Genomic DNA, 17,849 nt, shown 5'->3' with positions numbered 1-17,849 from the left:
AGAGGTATATTTGAATGGTGTATCCTAATATTAGGAGGGTGTTTGGCAGACTTCTATTTTCATATATTGTTTCTACCCTTTAAGATATTTTTCATAACTTTTGGTATTACACTTTTTATTTGTGGCATGATTATCCATTGGTTGTCACATAAAGAACATAAACAGGCTCACACGAAAGCAGAACATATAGAAAAAGTAGTAACAGGAGGCATATATTCAAAAATAAGACATCCAGGGTATTTAGGATTAATCTTAGCATATTTTGGTGTAGCGTTTTTGTTTAACAATATGATACCAATTATTATTGCAATAATATTATCAACTTTATACATTCTTACTGCTTTAAAAGAAGAAGAATATTTAACTAAAAGATTTAAAAAAGATTATGGGGAATACATGAAGCGAGTGCGATGGAGATTTATACCAAAAATTTTCTAATGGTGAGCTTTTTCAAATAATTCCCCTTTCTATTGAGTAAACTTTTTCTAATACTCATTTAGTAACCAAGTTTTAAAGCCTTTAAATTTTCAAAACATCATAGTGGCAAAATTAGCGTTTCTTAAGGGATGAAATCAGGCGTTGTCCCTTAACACAATAAAAAAATCAACTGTTTACAAATTTTTAAATAATTGGTAAAATTTTAATCGCAGTTGGGGAGGTACCCAAGTGGCCAACGGGGGCGGACTGTAAATCCGCTGGCACCGCCTTCAAAGGTTCGAATCCTTTCCTCCCCACCATGAGCCCACGTAGCTCAGTCGGCAGAGCACTTCCTTGGTAAGGAAGAGGTCACCGGTTCTATTCCGGTCGTGGGCTCCAGTAATTTAAGAATTTAAAAATAATACCATTTTGAACGGGGGATGTTCAATGGCAAAAGCGAAATTTGACCGAACAAAGACACACCTTAATGTTGGTACCATTGGTCATATTGATCATGGAAAAACTACTTTGACTGCAGCTCTTACAATGACTCTTGCTGCTGCAGGCAAGGCTCAGGCAAAGAGATATGAGGATATTGACTCTGCTCCTGAGGAGAAAGCAAGAGGCATTACGATTAACATTGCTCACGTTGAGTATGAAACAGAAAAGAGACACTATGCACACGTAGACTGTCCAGGACACGTAGACTATATCAAAAACATGATTACTGGTGCAGCCCAGATGGACGGAGCAGTTCTTGTAGTAGCGGCGAACGATGGACCAATGCCTCAAACAAGAGAACACATCCTTCTTGCAAGACAGGTAGGAGTGCCCTCTATCATAGTCTTTATGAACAAGATTGATATGGTAGATGACCCTGAACTCCTTGATCTGGTAGAGATGGAAACAAGAGATCTTCTCTCTTCTTATGAATTTCCTGGAGACGAAATACCCATAATAAGAGGTTCTGCTCTAAAGGCTATTGAAGCCCTTCAAGCAAACAGCTCTATTCAAAGAGGACAAAACGAATGGGTAGACAAGATATGGGAGCTTGCAGATGCCCTAGACTCTTATATCCCAGATCCACAAAGAGACATAGATAAGCCATTCATCATGGCAATTGAAGACGTCTTTACAATCACAGGTAGAGGAACAGTAGTAACAGGCCGTATTGAAAGAGGTCGCATAAAGCCAGGAGACGAAGTAGAAATAGTAGGATTTTCCATGCAGCCAAAGAAAACAGTCTGCACATCTGTAGAGATGTTTAGAAAGATATTAGACGAAGGCATAGCAGGAGATAACGTAGGATGTCTTCTAAGAGGTATTGACAAGGACGAAGTAGAAAGAGGACAGGTCCTTGCAAAGCCAGGTTCAATCAAGCCCTATACAAAGTTTAACGCAGAGGTCTATGTCCTTAAAAAGGAAGAAGGTGGACGTCACACCCCATTCTTCAACGGATATCGTCCACAGTTCTACTTCAGAACTACAGACGTAACAGGAACAATAAAGCTTCCAGAAGGCGTAGAAATGGTAATGCCTGGAGATAACATAAACATGTTGGTAGAGCTTATATCTCCAGTAGCAATTGAAGAAGGACTTCGCTTTGCAATACGTGAAGGCGGCAGAACTGTAGGTGCTGGCGTTGTCACTAAGACACTCGAATAAATTTTAAGGATATTTGAAAAGTCTATCGAGATTTTACTTTATTTTAGGTTTTGTAATTTTGGTACCAATTATAGGGGGTGTAGTGTTTGCACCCCTTTTAACTTCTTATTCACCCCAGGCTTTTGATTTTTCTACGCTAGGCACTCCACAACCGCCATCCTTTTTACATTTTTTAGGTACAGATATTTATGGTAGAGACATTTTTTCCAGACTGCTATATGGAGGACGGGTTTCTTTAGGCGTTGCTCTAGTTGCTGTGAGTATTTCTGTGTTTTTGGGTACATTTTTAGGTAGTATGTCTGCTTTACTTGGGAAGGCTTTTGACTTTTTGTTTATGAGGTTTGTTGACGCAATGCTTTCTTTTCCTTTAATCTTTCTTTTGTTGGCGGTTCAATCAGTTTTAAAAAGGCCAGAAATTATTTATACAATGGCTATTATAGGTTTTACCAGTTGGATGGGAATAGCAAGACTGGTTAGAACACAAACTTTATCAATAAAGACTTCCAACTATGTTTTAGCAAGTAAAATGTTTGGTGCAAGTAATTTTTGGATCTTGAGGAAGCACATTTTGCCAAATGTACTTAATATTGTTTTAGTTGCTTCTGTTTTAGGAATGTCCAGTGCGATTATGACTGAGTCTGCACTTTCTTTTTTAGGTTTAGGAGTGCAGCCACCTTATGCAAGTTGGGGTAATATGCTTGGTGAGGCACAGGATTATTTTCTCGAATATCCCTATCTTTTAATTTTTCCTGGCCTATGTATTACTCTGACTATTCTTGGTTTTAACTTTTTGGGCGAAGCCCTAAGACTTTATATGAACCCAAAAGAGAAATAATAGAAATGAAGGATTTTAAACTATTTGAACCATTTAAACCTGCAGGAGATCAGGAACGTGCGATAGATCAATTGGTAGAAGGAATAAAAAAGGGTTATAAGTATCAGACTTTATTGGGTGCGACTGGAACTGGAAAAACCTTTACCATTGCAAATGTGATAAATAAAGTGAAAAAACCTACATTAATTATGGCTCCAAACAAGACTCTTGCAGCGCAACTGTGTTCTGAATTGAGAACCTTTTTCCCTAAAAATGCAGTTGAATATTTTATTAGTTATTACGACTACTATCAGCCAGAAGCTTACATACCTCAAAGGGATCTATATATAGAAAAAGATGCATCGGTAAATGATGAAATAGATAGATACAGACACTCTGCTACTCGCTCACTTCTTGAAAGAGACGATGTAATAGTTGTAGCAAGCGTATCTTGTATTTACAGCCTTGGTCAGCCAGAAGAATATAAGACTAATTCGTTTGTTATAAGAGAAGGTGATAAATTAAGTAGAGATGTTTTTATTGATCAATTAATTTATATGCTTTACGAAAGAAATGATTATGAATTTAAGAGAAATAATTTTAGGGTGAATATAAATGTAGTTGATTTTATACCTTCTTTTGATGAGTATGCGTATAGAGTTAGATTTAATGAAAATTCTGTAAAAAGCATCACAAAACTCCATCCTGTAAGTCTTGAACCTGTTGAAAAGGTTGAGAGCCTGTGGATTTTTCCAGCATCTCATTTTATTTTGAGAGATGAGAAACTAAAAAGAGCGATAGATTCGATTAAAATAGAGCTTGAGGAAAGGATTAAGTACTTTGAAAGTCTGGGTAAAGTTGTGGAAGCTAGGAGAATTGAACAAAGAACTCTGTATGACATAGAAATGCTTCAAACTATTGGATATTGTAAAGGAGTAGAGAATTATTCAAGACACTTTACTTTTAGAAAGCCCGGAGAACCTCCTATTACTCTTCTTGATTATTTTCCTAAAGATTTTCTCATTATTTTAGATGAATCTCATTTATCAGTTCCACAAATAAGAGGAATGTTTAGAGGGGATGAGGCAAGAAAGAAAAACCTAATTGATTTTGGCTTTAGATTACCGTCTGCTTACGATAACAGACCTCTTAGATTTGAAGAATTTATCGAGAAAGCTAATCAAATAATTTTTATGTCTGCTACGCCTGCCTCATTTGAAAAGGAAAATAGTTCTCAAATTGTGGAACAGATAATAAGACCAACGGGTATATTGGATCCTATAGTAGAAGTGAGAGATTTTGAGAATCAAGTTAGTGATTCTATAAATGAAACAAGAGAAAATGCCAAAAAAGGATTTAGAACTCTTATAACCACTCTTACAAAAAGACTAGCAGAAGATCTTGCAAACTACTTAGTCAAGGAAGGTATAAAGGCATATTATTTACATTCTGAACAGGATGCCATTGAAAGGCTTGACGTTCTTCATAATTTGAGGCTTGGAAAATACGATGTGGTGGTAGGAATTAATTTATTAAGAGAAGGATTAGATTTGCCTGAGGTTACCAGAGTTCTTATCCTTGATGCTGATAAGGAGGGATTTTTGAGATCATCTACGTCTTTAATTCAGACTATTGGAAGAGCAGCTAGAAATGTCGAATCAAAGGTAATATTATATGCATCAAAAATTACTGAATCCATGAAAGAAGCTATAGATGAAACCAATAGAAGAAGAAGGATTCAAATGGAGTATAATTTAAAAAATAACATAACTCCTACTTCAATATCCAAGCCAATATTAGATATTGTTGATAGAGATTCAAAAGAGAACTCGATTGAAGAGGAACTTAGATATATAATTAGTTCTAATAAGAACAATTTAGAATTAACTGAGAAAGAAATTAGAACAAAAATGATAGAATATGCTAAAGAATGGAAATTCGAGGAAGCTGCAAAGTACAGAGATCTATTAAAATTATTAAAAAATATTTTTGAAGACAAGGAGGTCGATTTTGTCACTGGACTGGAAGAAAAAATTACAAGAAAACGTTCTAAGAGTAAAAGATCGTGTCCAAAAGGCCAAAGAAGCAGCTAAAAGAAAGGATGAAGTTTTTATTTTGCCAGTTACAAAAACAAAATCTACTGAAGTAATAAGAGCGCTGACTGAGATGGGTTTTAACGTCTTTGGAGAAAATAGGGTTAGAGAGGCAAAGGAAAAAATTAAAGAGCTGAACAACGTTAAATTTGAAATGATTGGTCATCTTCAGACCAATAAAGTAAGGGATGCTATTGATATATTTACCAGAATTCAATCAGTGGATTCTTTAAAGTTATTGACTGAAATTAATGAAAGAGCTAGCAAAAAAAAGATTGCGATGCCAGTTCTTATAGAAGTAAATATTAGTGGTGAGAGTCAAAAGTACGGTTTTTTGCCTGGAGAAATTATGAACCTTTTTAGAGTTACTTCGTCTTTAAAGTTTGTAAACATTGAAGGTCTAATGGGCATGGCTTCCTTAACTAATGATACAGAGAAGATAAGAAAAGAGTTTTATACTCTTAGAATACTATATGAAAGATTAAATGGAGAAGGATATAACCTTAACGTTTTATCGATGGGTATGACTGATGATTTTGAGCTAGCTATAATGGAAGGTTCTAATATGGTTAGAATTGGTAGAGCCTTTTTTGAAGGGTTAGAAATATGATAAAGATAGGCATTTTAGGTGTAGGAAAAGTTGGAGAAGCCTTTTTAAAAGGTCTTAAACCTTTACACGACGAAGGAAAAATTTTTGTTGCTGCAAGTCATAGAAGACTTGAGAGAAGAGAGGAGCTTGGAAGAAAGTATTCTCTTAGAGTATTTTCTTCCAACGACGAGCTTGTTCAATCTTCAGACATTATAATTATAACCTTAAAGCCTGATCAATTCAGATCGCTTGCAGAATCTATGAAAAGAAAGACATTGTTTAAAGATAAAACAGTTATTAGCGTTATGGCAGGTATAACTCTTAACGAACTTTATGAAAAAGGAGGTATAGAAAGAGCATTTAGAGTTATGCCAACACTAGGTGTAATTAATCAAAATGGCTTGATGGCAATGTGTGCTTCAAGTCTTATTCAACCTCAAGATTGGATGGATGTTGAGTCTATTTTGTCGGCTTTAGGTAATGTTGTAAGGCTGGAGGAGGACAAATTTGCAGCTTTCACGGCTCTTGGAGGTTCAGGCCCTGCTTATGTGGCTCTTATAATGGAATCTTTGGTTGATTCGGGAGTTACAATTGGGCTTTCAAGAAGTATTTCAAAAAAGATTGTTGAGCACTTGTTCCAATCGCTTGTTGGTTTAGTAGAAATATATGAACATCCAGTTCATCTAAAAGAAGCTGTTATGTCGCCAAATGGTACTACAGCTCAGGGATTATTGTATTTAGAGTCCAGTGGCGTAAAGGGTAGTATAATTCAGGCTGTTATAAAAGCATATCAGAGAGCGAGGGAAATGGAGTGACTTTTAAACCTAATATTACTCCTTTAGATATCCAGAACAAAGAATTTAGTAAAGGATTAAGAGGTTATAAAGAAGAAGAAGTAGAAAAATTTTTAGATGATTTGTCAGATGTTTTTTCCCAGATGATTTCTGAAATTGAAAGGTTAGAGAAGGAGAATGATTATTTAAGATCCCGAATACAAACAGCTCAAAAGAAAACGGAACTTGAAGCCTCTACTAGTGATTTTCTATCTCTAATTCAAAAAAAGGTTGAAGAAGCAAAACTTCAAGTAGAGAAAGAAGTAGAACTAAGGAGGATAAAATCAGAAGAAGAGTGCAGAGCAATGATCCAGAGAACGAAAGAAGAGCATACAAAACTTTTTGCAGATATAGAAAGAATTAGACAAGAAAAGAGAAGGGAGCTGAAGAATCTTGAGGAGTTCATCTCAAGACTTCAAACTCTTGTAAATAGAGAAATTCAGAGTATGGAAAGGGAAAGTTCTACTTCTCAATAACTATGGATTATAAAGTTGAGCTTAGAGTTACTCCAAATGCAAAAAAGGAAGCTGTTGAAATAAAGGATGGGATAATTTATTGTAAGGTAAGTGTTCCGCCAGAAGACGGAAGAGCAAATAAAAGAGTTATAGAACTGATTTCAGAATTTTTTGATTGCAAAAGAAAAGATGTTGAAATATTTTCCGGAAAAAAGAGCAAAAATAAAATTTTACTAATAAAATCAGAAAATATTTTAAAAAAAATAAAGGATGGGTGCAATAGGAAGATATGAAAAGCTATTCCTTTTTAAATGAATTTGAATTTAAGGCAAATTGTGAGGCTGCTTCAAGGTATTTGAGGGATTTTTTACCAGAGAAGATAGAAGGTATAATTGAGCTTGGTTCCGGTTTTGGAAAGGCGTTTGATAAATTAAAAAAGGATTTAATAATCAAATATGATAAAATTCCATTTTTCCCAAAAGCATCTGCTCCATCTCATCGTTCCCAATTAAGTCTGGTCCACATAAATTCGAAACCCTATATAATTTTGGAGGGTAGGTTTCATCTATATGAAAATTATGGCGTTTGGGAAGTAATATTTCCTATAGTAGTTCTTTCTAGATTTAAGCCAAATATAGCTTATCTAACTAATGCTTCTGGTGGGATTAATAGCAGTTTAAAAGTTGGAGAGGTAGTAATTGTAAAGGATCATATTAATTTTACAGGATATAATCCTTTGATTGGATTAGCAGATATATATTTTGGTGAAAGATTTGTAGATATGAGTGATGCTTATAACAAAAAATTGAGAATTCTGGCAAAATCTGAGTCTGTGAGCGTTTTAGGATATGAGCCAAAAGAAGTTGTGTATGTAGGCGTTTTAGGCCCTAGTTTTGAGACTCCTGCAGAACTAAAAGCTATGAGAACTATGGGTGCTGATATTGTTGGGATGTCAACAGTTATGGAAGTTATAGCTCTAAATGCTTTAAAAATAAAAACTCTTTGTTTTTCTTTAATATCGAACATTGCAAGCCCAGACCATCCATTAAAGACCTCTGCAGAAGAGGTTATAGAAGTGGTTTCGAATAATAGTGATAAGTTAAGAGATCTGATAGTTAATCTTGCTGGTAAAGTCGATGCAACCAAGATTTGATTTATTTGTTTGGTCTCAAATTGCTTATTTAAGAGGGCTTGCCAGGGCTAAAGGTGGTAATATAAGTCTTTTTAAAAATAATAAAATATACATAAAACCCTCTGGATTTTCATTTTTTGACGTTTTGCCATGGAAAATTAGCATAATAGATATTGATGGAACCTTTAAAAATAATTATAAGCCATCTTCCGAATATCCAATGCATCTTGAAATTTATAGAAAATTGCCTTTTGTTAAAGCAATTTTTCATACTCATTCATTTTATGCTACCCTTTTTGCACTCTTAAGAATCACTATTCCAGTATTTACTGAAGAAGCAAGGATTTATTTGAAAGAAATTCCACTGATACCATTTGCTCAACCTGGAAGTTCAGAATTAGGAAAAAAGGTTGTTGAACATCTATCAAATGATGTTAAAGTTGGAATACTTGAAAATCATGGGACAATTGTAGTTGGTAAAACTCTCAAAGAGTGTTATTATTTATCTGAGCTTTTAGAAGAAAGTGCAAAGTTGGCCTGGCATTTGAAACTATTCGAGAAATAATGTTAATTTAAGGAGCTTAGACTTTTATGCACAGACATATATTTGAATCAATGAAATTTAAAAGAGATTCTTTATTATTGCTCGATCAGACAAAACTGCCATTTGAGGAGGTATGGCTTGAATTATCTAATACAGATATGATAATTGAGGCCATACAAAACCTTAGGGTTAGAGGTGCGCCTGCTATTGGTATTTGTGGAGCTTTTGCTCTATATTTATCTATCTTTAACGATAATAAACTTCTAAGCGATGATGCATTACTCAAGAAGGAGGCTAATAGAATTAAAAATTGTCGCCCTACAGCAGTAAACCTTTCTTGGGGTGTAGATAAGGTGGTAGATTTTGTTGGTAAATGTATCAATTTAAATGAAATATTTGATTTTATATATTCTTTATATCTTCAGGAAATAGAAATAAATGAAAAAATTGCTATAAATGGAGCGAAAGTTTTACCGAAGGGGAACGTTTTAACTCACTGTAATACTGGTTCTCTTGCAGCTCCAGGTGTTGGGACTGCACTTGGGGTTATTAGGAAAATGTTTCAAATGAGAAAACTGAATTTGGTGTATGTTTCTGAAACTAGACCTCTTTTACAGGGAGCAAGACTTACAGTTTTTGAGCTAGAAAGAGACGCTATTCCATACACTTTAATTGTGGATTCAGCATCGGGAATGCTAATGAGAAATTTTATGGTTGATGCTGTTATAGTTGGAGCAGATAGAATTGCTGCAAATGGTGACACAGCTAATAAAATTGGCACATTTATGCATGCTTTAGCAGCTAATTATTATAATGTTCCTTTCTATGTAGCGGCGCCCATGAGTACTATTGACTTTTCTATAGCAACGGGAGAAGAGATTCCTATAGAAGAAAGAGATGGAGCTGAAGTTGTAAGATGTATGAATTCGCTTACAAACAAAGAGAATACTATTACTCTAAACTATGCTTTTGACATTACTCCTGCAAAGTTTATTAAGGCAATTATAACTGAAAGTGGCGTATACAGCCCAAATGAGATATTGACTTTGCTCGATTAATTTTATATTTTTGAGGATGTTAATTTCTGATATAAATAATAAAGGAGTTGTATGATGGTTGAATACAAAAAAACTTTAAAACTACCAAAAACTAATTTTCCAATGCAGGCTAGACTTACACAAAGGGAACCCGAGCTTTTAAAAAAATGGCAAAAGGAAAACGTTTTTGAAAAAGCTATAAAATTAAGGGCTGATAATGAATTCTTTTTACTCCATGATGGTCCTCCATATGCAAATGGAGATATTCACCTAGGCACTGCCTTTAATAAAATTTTGAAGGATATGATAAACAAGTATTATATGATCAAAGGGAAATACACTCCGTATGTACCTGGATGGGATTGCCATGGCCTCCCTATAGAATTTCAGGCCTTAAAGACACTAGGTAAAAATAAAAAAGAGTTTACTGTAACAGACATTAGAAAGATGTGTCAAGAACATGCTTTGAAGTTTATTGATAGACAGAGAAAACAGTTTATCAGACTTGGAGTATTTGGATACTGGGATAAACCCTATATTACAATGGATCCAAAATATGAGGCAATGCAAATTAGGATATTTTGGGAAATGTATAAAAAGGGATATATTTACAAGGGTCTAAAACCAGTTTTTTGGTGTCCATCCTGTGAAACTGCTTTAGCTGAAGCTGAAGTGGAGTATTACGATACTATTTCTCCATCAATTTTTGTAAAATTTCCTGTATTTGATGGCAGAGGTGTATTGGAAAGAGGCGACATGATACTTATTTGGACAACTACTCCCTGGACGTTAATTTCAAACAAGGGACTTGCTGTAAAACCAGATTCGCTTTATGACTTGATTCAGTTCCAGAATGAACGTATTCTTGTTGCAAAAGAAAGGTTGAAAGCACTTGAAGGGATCTTGAGCACTTATAAAGTTATAAAAACTGTTAGAGGAGAAGATTTAGAGGGAATAATAGCATCTAATCCACTCTTTCCTGAAAAGAAATCAATTGTTGTAACCGCGGTGTTTGTAAGTATGGAAGATGGTTCTGGAATTGTTCATGTGGCTCCAGGACACGGTCCAGAGGATTATATAGTAGGTGTTCAGAAAAATTTAGAGGTTGAATCTCTTTTAAACGATCAAGGCGTATTTACTAAGGAAGCTCAAAGATTTGAAGGTCTTTTTGTTCACGATGCAAGCAAGGCTGTAATCGAAGATCTAGAAAGGAATGGATTACTACTTTTTAAAAGCGAAGTTGAACACTCTTATCCTCACTGCTGGAGATGTAAAGGAAAACTTATATATAGAGCCACTGAACAGTGGTTTGCGTCAGTAGACGCATTCAGAGAAGAAGCACTAAGGGCTACGAGAGAGGTTAGATGGATTCCTGAAAGTGGTCTCGAGAGGATGAGCGCTATGATATCCAATAGAGCGGATTGGTGTATTTCAAGACAAAGATCCTGGGGTCTGCCTATTCCTGCTTTTTATTGTGAGGAGTGCAATGTAACTATAGTTAACGATGAAACAATAAACAAGGTCTGTGATATGTTTTCTAAAGAAGGCTCAGACTCCTGGTTTAAAAAAGACGCTTCTCAAATTTTAGGAGATTATAAATGTCCGTCATGTGGTGGAAAATATTTTAGAAAAGAAACTGATATTATGGATGTATGGTTTGATTCTGGTTCAAGCCATGCGTGTGTGTTAAAACAAAGAGAAGAGCTCAGATGGCCTGCTGACATGTATCTAGAAGGTACAGATCAACACAGGGGTTGGTTTCAATCATCTTTACTAACTTCTACAGCTGTTTTTGGAAAGGCACCATATAGGAGCGTTTTAACTCACGGCTTTATTGTTGATGAAGAAGGCTACAAGATGTCAAAATCAAGGGGGAACGTGATCGCACCTCTTGAGGTTATAGAAAAAAGTGGGGCTGATATTTTAAGAATTTGGGTAGCATCTTCTGACTATACGGGCGATGTAGCAATTTCAGGTAGAATATTGGAACAACAATCTGATACATATAGAAAATTAAGAAATACTATCAGGTATATGCTTAGTTTATTAAATGATTTTAACCCGAAAGATTCAATGCCTCCTGATAGATGGCTTATTCTTGACAGATATATTTATTCCGAATTTAACGACCTTATCCAGGAAATAGATCAATACTTCTATAATTACCAATTTTACAAAATGCTTTATAAAGTAAAGTCCTTTATGACCATAGATTTAAGTGCTTTTTATTTAGACGTTTTAAAGGATAGGCTTTATGCAGGGTTTGATAGTGAAAGAAAATCTGCTCAAACAGTTATTTATAGGATGTTAAAAGACCTTTTAATAATCCTTTGCCCAATAATATCGTTTACTTCTGAAGAAGCATGGGAATACTTAAGGGAGATTGATAACACACTTCCTGAAAGCGTTTTTTTTGCTTCGTATCCTGATGTGTTGAAAAATTTGGAGGGAGTTGAAAGGCCTGTGGATTTTGATGTTTTGCTTGAGATTAGAGATGAGACAAAAAAGGTTCTGGAAGAGGCAAGAAAGGATAAGCTAATAGGATCTTCATTAGAGGCACATGTAAATATTTTTCCAAAGAATGAAAAGTTAAAGGATACGTTGTTAAAGTATAAGGATATATTACCAGAGATATTAATAGTTTCTCAGGTTACTATTGATAAAATGTCTAATTCCAAATTTTCGTTTGAGAATGATGACTTTGGGATAGAAGTCTTTCATGCAAAGGGTGAAAAATGTGAAAGGTGCTGGCAATATCAGGAAAGTGTAGCAACTAGCGAACTAAAAATCTGTGATAGATGTAGGAGGGTTTTAGATGAACTATCAAATTAAAGACATTGGCTTAGCAGATGAAGGTGCAAAAAAGGTTGAATGGTCATATCGTGAGATGCCAGTTCTCGCTATTCTTAGAAAAAAATATAAAGATATAAAACCCTTTAGCGGGAAAAAAATTGCTGCGTGTTTACACGTAACTACCGAAACTGCAAATTTAATAACAACTTTTAGAGATGCAGGTGCACAAATATATCTGTGTGCATCAAATCCTCTCAGCACTAGCGATGAGGTGGCAGCATACCTTGCAAGAGAAGGAATTTTTGTTTTTGCACAACGAGGGGAAGATTCTAAAAGTTACTGGAATAATATTAGAACATGTATTGAGTCTGAGCCAGATCTAACAATTGATGATGGAGCTGATTTAACTGTTACCCTGCATAAAGAGTATCCGAGGCTTGCAGATAAGGTAGTTGGAGGTTGCGAAGAAACTACCACAGGCGTTCATAGAATTGAAGCTCTTCATAAAGAAAAATTGTTAAAATTTCCTTTTATAGCTGTGAATAACGCAATGACGAAACACTTTTTTGACAACAGATATGGAACGGGTCAAAGTACTCTGGATGGTATTATTAGGGCTACCAACATCTTATTTGCCGGAAAAAGAGTAGTGGTTGCAGGTTACGGCTGGTGTGGAAAAGGCGTGAGCATGAGGGCTAAAGGAATGGGTGCAAGGGTAATAGTAACCGAAGTTGAACCTGTAAGGGCTCTTGAGGCAATAATGGATGGTTTTGATGTTATGCCAATGGATGAGGCTGCAAAAATAGGAGATATATTCATTACTGTTACAGGTAATTGCAACGTTATTAGATTTGATCATATCTTAAAGATGAAAGATGGGGCAATATTGGCGAATTCAGGTCACTTTAATGTTGAAATTGAAGTAGATAAAATGGAAGAACAAAAAGTTTCAAAGAGAAGAATCAGACATGAACTGGATGAGTATACTTTAAAAGACGGGAAAAGAGTATTTTTGATTGGAGAAGGCAGGCTTGTAAATCTTGCAGCTGCTGAAGGGCATCCCTCAAGTGTAATGGATATGAGCTTTGCAAATCAATTTTTGAGTGCACTTTATTTATTGAACAACAAAATAGAAATAGGAGTTTATCCTGTGCCAATAGAAATTGACAGGGAAATAGCCAGATTAAAGATTGAATCAATGGGTACAAGCATCGACTCCTTAAGTGACGAGCAAAAAAAGTATATGAAATCCTGGTAATTTAATTAAGACAACTAAAAAATTGAATTTAAAGGGCTTTTTTTATATAGCTTTAACTTTATTTCTTTTTTCGTTTGACAGATTAACAAAATTTTTTGCTGTAAAGATTTTGTCAGTAAGAAGCTGTGACTTCTTTTTTATACACTTTACCCTGGTAAAAAATTTAGGGGGGGCGTGGGGGATTTTTAGTGGCCAGACATATTTTTTTATATTTGTAGGATCTATTTTTTTACTATCTTGCATAATTTTATGGTTTAAATCTCCGAATCTTAGGATTTCTTTGTCTTTTTTGATTGCTGGAGTATCTAGCAATTTACTGGATAGGGTTTTAGGTTCTCATCAGGTAATTGATTTTATAGATATTCATATCTTGCCCGTTTTTAATTTGTCAGATGTGTATATAGATATTGGAATTTTATTATTAATTTTTTACAATTTAAACAACTCTAAAAAACAGGACAGGCTATAAGCCGAGTTCTGTATCCTAAAAAGGATCGCAACCATTTATCTGGGACTAAGGTTTCCCTTAGCCTCTTGCGGCCTACCCGGAAGTAATAACGACCTGGGCTATCTCCTTCCCTATTTGGCCTTGCTCCGGATGGGGGTTGCCGGGCCAGAAGATCGCTCTTCTGCCGGTGAGCTTTTACCTCGCCTTTTCACCTGTACTATCAAAGGATAGTAGTTTTTTTCTGTGGCCCTATCCAGAGGTTTCCCTCTCTGGCAGTTAACCAGCATCCTGCCCAGAGGAGCTCGGACTTTCCTCAAGCAGTTAGCTTGTAAGTTGCGCGCCTGTCCTGTTTGAATTGACTTAAGTTTAACAAATTAATTATAACACTTTTTACTTAATAAAGCAAAATAATCAAAAGTAAGAGTAGCAGTCATTTTGTAGAAATTTTTAAAATGCTGTAAAGTGCGCAATATCCTGTGACTGCTGTAAAGAGGAGAACGATTCCAATAATAGTTGAAATAATACCAACTGTATTGAATTGCATTAAAAAACCTAAATAAATAAGAACAAGTCCTAAAATAAATCTTATGATTCTGTCTATTGTGCCTTCATTTTGTTTCATTTTTTTACACCTCCTTTGGTATTAATTTTATTATACAGCTAATATAAAATTAGTTTAATATTTTTTCTAACTTACTTCTTAATGTTAATTAAAAAATCTTTTGCAATGACGTTCATTTTATAATCAATTGATTTCCAGCAGACTTTAATAATTATGAAAATATTAATTTGATATAAAATAAACAAATAATATTTTAAGAAAATTTTATTTCAAATACTACTTGAAACGAGGGTAAAAAATGATAGATGATAGCTTTTTGAATAATTTTATTAATTCAAAAATATTTGGTATATGTATTCATCAAGAAGGTGGAAAAATAGTTTTTGTTAACGATAAATTTTCTCAAATAGTAGGGTATGATACAAAAGATCTTGTTAAAATGAACTTTTCAGACTTTTTTGCTGAAGATAGGGAGTATATGAATGAATTTTCAAAGAAAAGTTTAAGCAATAATTATTTTTACGAAGAGATTGAATATCGTTATTATAAGTGTAAAAATGGCTTAGTTCCAGTACAAACATCTACATATCAAATTCTTTATAAAGAAAAGCTTTCTTATCTTGTGATAGTTCTAGATAGAACAAGAGAAAAGTCAATCGAAAAGCTTTTTTATACACTAAAACAAATTAACCAACTAATTATAAGGGAAGAGAATGAAGATGTTTTGTTGAAGACCATATGTGAAATTCTTGTAAACGATGTAGGGTTTACTCTTGCAAGCATTGGGTTTATTGATGAGGAAAGCAAGAGATTTAAACCTAAGTTTATAGAATCAAAGTCAAAGGATCAAAAGTTAGCTTTTGAAAACTTAAATATGGGTATTGATCCAGATGCACCATATGGTAAGGGGTCAATAGCAAAAGCATATTATACTAAGAAAGTTGTTGTTTTATCTGACGTAATGAATAGCAAAACTCTGAGCTATTGGCATGAATATTACAAGGAATTCAATACGTACTCAATTTGTTCTGTACCCATACTGAAAGATAATAAAGTTAAATACTTATTTATGATTTATGATTCTATGAAATTATCTAGCTCGAAAGAGGTTGTAGAACTTTTAGAAGAGGTAAAAAATGACATCTCTTTTGCTTTAGAAAGGATAGAATATCAGAATAACTTAATTTTGCTTCAGAAAGCCAGCGAAAAAACACATGAATGTTTTCTTGTTATGGATGAAAGTGGGCATATTCAGTTTGCAAATGAGGCACTATTAAAAATTACAGGTTTTTCTAAGGATGAACTTATTGGCAATGATATAAGAGTATTTCAGTCAAAGTATGATGGAACTGATTTTTTTGATAATATGTTTAAAATTTTAAAAAAGGGTTCTATCTTTCACTCTAATTTGGTAGGTAAAAGGAAAGACGAGTCTTTGTTTTATCTTGATATAATAATTTTTTCTGTAACGATGAGTGATAAGAAGCAAAAATATGTATTGTTAGGAAAAGATATTTCAGGAAATTATTTTGACAATTTGACAGGTTTTTTAAACAGAATTTCATTTTATTCTGAAGTTGATTCGTTTATAAAAAAATCCTTACCTGAAAAGCCAATTTTAGCTGTTATAAAAATAAATCCATTAAATTTTACAATTATTAACCAGGCCTTTGGGTTTGATAATGGCAACATGATATTAATCCAAATTGCACAGAGATTGAGATCTTTTTTTGGACCTGATGCTATAATAGCCAAGTTTGAATCTGATAAATTTGCAGTTTTTGTAAAAAATAAAAAATCTGAAGAGGATATTTTAAATCTCTCTTATGAACTATTAGATGTTCTTATAAAAAGTTATTTTGTGGATAACAATCAGTTAATTTCAGTATCCTTTAATATTGGAATAACCATCTACCCCAAAGATGGTGATAGTGCAGATCAATTAGTTAATAAAGCTTTAACAGCACTTTTAGATGCAAGACAAAAAGGCGAAAATTGTATTGGCTTTTTTAGAAACGATCTTAGTTTAAGAGCCAAAGAAATGCTTATTTTTAGGAGCGGCCTTGAAGATGCTATCTCAAAAAAAGAATTTGTATTGTATTGTCAACCCTATGTAGACAAAAATTTTAACATTGTAGGAGCAGAAGGCCTGCTTCGATGGAAGAAAAAGAATGAAGTAATTCTTCCTATGAAATTTATTCCTTATCTTGAAAACACTAACATGATAGTTTATGTAGAAGAATACATTCTTGATATAGCTTTGCAGATTATTTCGAGGCTTGTTTTAAAGGGAGTTAAAGTTCCACTTTCTGTAAATTTTTCTTATAAAACTTTAAAAAGAGAAAATATTATTGATATTTTGTATATGAAGATTGGAAAATTTAATATAGATCCAAATTTATTGAGAATTGAGATTATTGAAAGAATTTTTTTGGAAGATTTAGAGTATACAAAGGATTTAATAGAAAAGTTGTTAAACATCGATATCCATTTTATGCTGGATGATTTTGGTACAGGGTTCTCTTCTCTTTCATACATTTCGAAGTTAAATATAAGTTATATTAAAATTGATATATCTTTTGTAAGAAATATTCTTGACGAATGTACGAAAAAAGTTGTAGAAGCAATAATCTTTCTTGCTAAAAAATTAAACATAAAAACAATAGCTGAGGGTGTAGAGACCATAGAACAATTTGAAATACTAAGAAATATTGGGTGTGACTATTTTCAAGGATTTTTATTTTCAAAACCACTTCCCCAGGCTGATTTTGAGGATTTTATAATAACTAATAATAAAATTTTGCCTATTGACAAGACTAATTTTTAGTGGTATTGTAAAGCTACTTTATAAATGCTAAATAAGCTCACATATTTTTGTAAGTTTTTTTTGCATTATGGCTACAAAAATATGTGGGTTTTTAGTTTTATAAAGATGTATTATTTCTTAGGAGGTCAAGATGAATAAGGGTACGGTGAAGTGGTTCAACGCAGAAAAGGGATATGGTTTTATCTCTAATGCAAATGGAGGAGAAGATGTATTTGTTCACTTTTCTGCAATAGTTTCTGATGGATTTAAATCTCTTAACGAAGGTCAGCAGGTTACTTTCGATATAGAAAAAGATCCTAAAAACTCAAAAAAGTTAAGAGCAGTAAACGTCAAAGCTCTGTAATATTTCTTAAAATTAAACCCACTATTAACTTTCTAATAG

16 protein-coding genes, 2 tRNA genes, 1 other RNA gene and 1 pseudogene are annotated in these 17,849 nt (G+C 33.8%); 18 read left to right on the top strand and 2 right to left on the bottom strand.

Annotation, left to right across the window (positions count from 1 at the left end; translation table 11 throughout):
- The first annotated feature begins 42 nt into the window (after positions 1-42).
- The 16 genes and pseudogenes from TDSAC_RS05265 to TDSAC_RS09275 form a co-directional block, all read left to right on the top strand.
- Positions 43-438 (top strand): methyltransferase family protein, encoded by a 396-nt coding sequence (locus tag TDSAC_RS05265; protein ID WP_199919714.1) that lies wholly within the window; start codon positions 43-45, stop codon positions 436-438.
- A 214-nt stretch (positions 439-652) separates the two neighbouring features.
- Positions 653-737 (top strand) — tRNA-Tyr (locus tag TDSAC_RS05260).
- A gap of 3 nt (positions 738-740) precedes the next feature.
- A tRNA-Thr gene (locus TDSAC_RS05255) sits at positions 741-816 on the top strand.
- A gap of 48 nt (positions 817-864) precedes the next feature.
- Positions 865-2,082: an elongation factor Tu gene (tuf, locus tag TDSAC_RS05250; RefSeq protein ID WP_108308694.1), complete on the top strand. Its 1,218-nt coding sequence runs from the start codon at positions 865-867 to the stop codon at positions 2,080-2,082.
- Between the two features lie 13 nt (positions 2,083-2,095).
- Complete coding sequence (locus TDSAC_RS05245) at positions 2,096-2,917, top strand: ABC transporter permease (protein ID WP_108309212.1); 822 nt, start codon at positions 2,096-2,098, stop codon at positions 2,915-2,917.
- Positions 2,918-2,922: 5 nt separating this feature from the next.
- A complete protein-coding gene (gene uvrB / locus TDSAC_RS05240; RefSeq protein WP_108309211.1) occupies positions 2,923-4,989 on the top strand; it encodes an excinuclease ABC subunit UvrB in 2,067 nt (688 codons plus the stop codon).
- A complete protein-coding gene (locus TDSAC_RS05235) occupies positions 4,907-5,599 on the top strand; it encodes a YggS family pyridoxal phosphate-dependent enzyme (protein ID WP_199919712.1) in 693 nt (230 codons plus the stop codon). Before uvrB ends, TDSAC_RS05235 begins: the two co-directional genes overlap by 83 nt.
- Positions 5,596-6,393: a pyrroline-5-carboxylate reductase gene (gene proC, locus TDSAC_RS05230; protein ID WP_108309209.1), complete on the top strand. Its 798-nt coding sequence runs from the start codon at positions 5,596-5,598 to the stop codon at positions 6,391-6,393. Before TDSAC_RS05235 ends, proC begins: the two co-directional genes overlap by 4 nt.
- Positions 6,390-6,887, top strand: a complete 498-nt coding sequence (locus TDSAC_RS05225; protein ID WP_199919711.1) for a DivIVA domain-containing protein — start codon at positions 6,390-6,392, stop codon at positions 6,885-6,887. The genes proC and TDSAC_RS05225 overlap by 4 nt, the downstream gene beginning before the upstream one ends.
- 2 nt (positions 6,888-6,889) lie before the next feature.
- On the top strand, positions 6,890-7,159 hold the full coding sequence (locus TDSAC_RS05220; protein ID WP_108309207.1) for a DUF167 domain-containing protein: 270 nt from the start codon (positions 6,890-6,892) through the stop codon (positions 7,157-7,159).
- On the top strand, positions 7,156-8,019 hold the full coding sequence (locus TDSAC_RS05215) for a purine-nucleoside phosphorylase (protein WP_108309206.1): 864 nt from the start codon (positions 7,156-7,158) through the stop codon (positions 8,017-8,019). Before TDSAC_RS05220 ends, TDSAC_RS05215 begins: the two co-directional genes overlap by 4 nt.
- On the top strand, positions 8,003-8,563 hold the full coding sequence (locus TDSAC_RS05210; RefSeq protein WP_108309205.1) for a class II aldolase/adducin family protein: 561 nt from the start codon (positions 8,003-8,005) through the stop codon (positions 8,561-8,563). Before TDSAC_RS05215 ends, TDSAC_RS05210 begins: the two co-directional genes overlap by 17 nt.
- Before the next feature lie 26 nt (positions 8,564-8,589).
- On the top strand, positions 8,590-9,600 hold the full coding sequence (gene mtnA, locus TDSAC_RS05205) for an S-methyl-5-thioribose-1-phosphate isomerase (protein WP_199919710.1): 1,011 nt from the start codon (positions 8,590-8,592) through the stop codon (positions 9,598-9,600).
- 54 nt (positions 9,601-9,654) lie between these two features.
- The gene (ileS, locus tag TDSAC_RS05200; protein WP_108309204.1) at positions 9,655-12,411 is read left to right on the top strand and encodes an isoleucine--tRNA ligase; all 2,757 of its coding nucleotides are present in this window, start codon (positions 9,655-9,657) and stop codon (positions 12,409-12,411) included.
- Positions 12,395-13,630 carry an adenosylhomocysteinase gene (gene ahcY / locus TDSAC_RS05195; protein ID WP_108309203.1) on the top strand — a complete coding sequence of 412 codons (1,236 nt, stop codon included), beginning with the start codon at positions 12,395-12,397 and terminating at the stop codon, positions 13,628-13,630. Before ileS ends, ahcY begins: the two co-directional genes overlap by 17 nt.
- Before the next feature lie 22 nt (positions 13,631-13,652).
- A pseudogene (locus TDSAC_RS09275) lies at positions 13,653-14,051 on the top strand (signal peptidase II); the annotation flags it as partial.
- A gap of 29 nt (positions 14,052-14,080) precedes the next feature.
- On the opposite strand, the gene rnpB reads toward TDSAC_RS09275, so the two are convergent.
- Positions 14,081-14,427, bottom strand: an RNA gene (gene rnpB, locus TDSAC_RS05185) — RNase P RNA component class A.
- A gap of 81 nt (positions 14,428-14,508) precedes the next feature.
- Positions 14,509-14,700: a YgaP family membrane protein gene (locus TDSAC_RS05180; RefSeq protein WP_108309202.1), complete on the bottom strand. Its 192-nt coding sequence runs from the start codon at positions 14,698-14,700 to the stop codon at positions 14,509-14,511.
- A gap of 238 nt (positions 14,701-14,938) precedes the next feature.
- Between TDSAC_RS05180 and TDSAC_RS05175 the strand changes: the two genes are divergently transcribed.
- Positions 14,939-17,467: an EAL domain-containing protein gene (locus tag TDSAC_RS05175; RefSeq protein WP_108309201.1), complete on the top strand. Its 2,529-nt coding sequence runs from the start codon at positions 14,939-14,941 to the stop codon at positions 17,465-17,467.
- A 130-nt stretch (positions 17,468-17,597) separates the two neighbouring features.
- Positions 17,598-17,810, top strand: a complete 213-nt coding sequence (locus TDSAC_RS05170; RefSeq protein WP_013756169.1) for a cold-shock protein — start codon at positions 17,598-17,600, stop codon at positions 17,808-17,810.
- Positions 17,811-17,849: the final 39 nt, after the last annotated feature.

The sequence above is a fragment of the Thermodesulfobium acidiphilum genome (assembly GCF_003057965.1).
GTDB classification, from domain to species: domain Bacteria; phylum Thermodesulfobiota; class Thermodesulfobiia; order Thermodesulfobiales; family Thermodesulfobiaceae; genus Thermodesulfobium; species Thermodesulfobium acidiphilum.
Note: the sequence above shows the minus strand (reverse complement) of the source record. Positions and strands in the feature narration are given on the sequence as shown.

Bases quoted from the DNA above. Each gene is read 5' to 3' on its own strand.
- proC (WP_108309209.1), top strand. From the start codon at position 5,596: ATGATAAAGATAGGCATTTTAGGTGTAGGAAAAGTTGGAGAAGCCTTT.
- TDSAC_RS05210 (WP_108309205.1), top strand. From the start codon at position 8,003: ATGCAACCAAGATTTGATTTATTTGTTTGGTCTCAAATTGCTTATTTA.
- tuf (WP_108308694.1), top strand. From the start codon at position 865: ATGGCAAAAGCGAAATTTGACCGAACAAAGACACACCTTAATGTTGGT.
- ahcY (WP_108309203.1), top strand. From the start codon at position 12,395: ATGAACTATCAAATTAAAGACATTGGCTTAGCAGATGAAGGTGCAAAA.
- TDSAC_RS05220 (WP_108309207.1), top strand. From the start codon at position 6,890: ATGGATTATAAAGTTGAGCTTAGAGTTACTCCAAATGCAAAAAAGGAA.
- TDSAC_RS05175 (WP_108309201.1), top strand. From the start codon at position 14,939: ATGATAGATGATAGCTTTTTGAATAATTTTATTAATTCAAAAATATTT.
- TDSAC_RS05180 (WP_108309202.1), bottom strand. From the start codon at position 14,700: ATGAAACAAAATGAAGGCACAATAGACAGAATCATAAGATTTATTTTA.
- ileS (WP_108309204.1), top strand. From the start codon at position 9,655: ATGGTTGAATACAAAAAAACTTTAAAACTACCAAAAACTAATTTTCCA.
- uvrB (WP_108309211.1), top strand. From the start codon at position 2,923: ATGAAGGATTTTAAACTATTTGAACCATTTAAACCTGCAGGAGATCAG.
- mtnA (WP_199919710.1), top strand. From the start codon at position 8,590: ATGCACAGACATATATTTGAATCAATGAAATTTAAAAGAGATTCTTTA.
- TDSAC_RS05215 (WP_108309206.1), top strand. From the start codon at position 7,156: ATGAAAAGCTATTCCTTTTTAAATGAATTTGAATTTAAGGCAAATTGT.
- TDSAC_RS05170 (WP_013756169.1), top strand. From the start codon at position 17,598: ATGAATAAGGGTACGGTGAAGTGGTTCAACGCAGAAAAGGGATATGGT.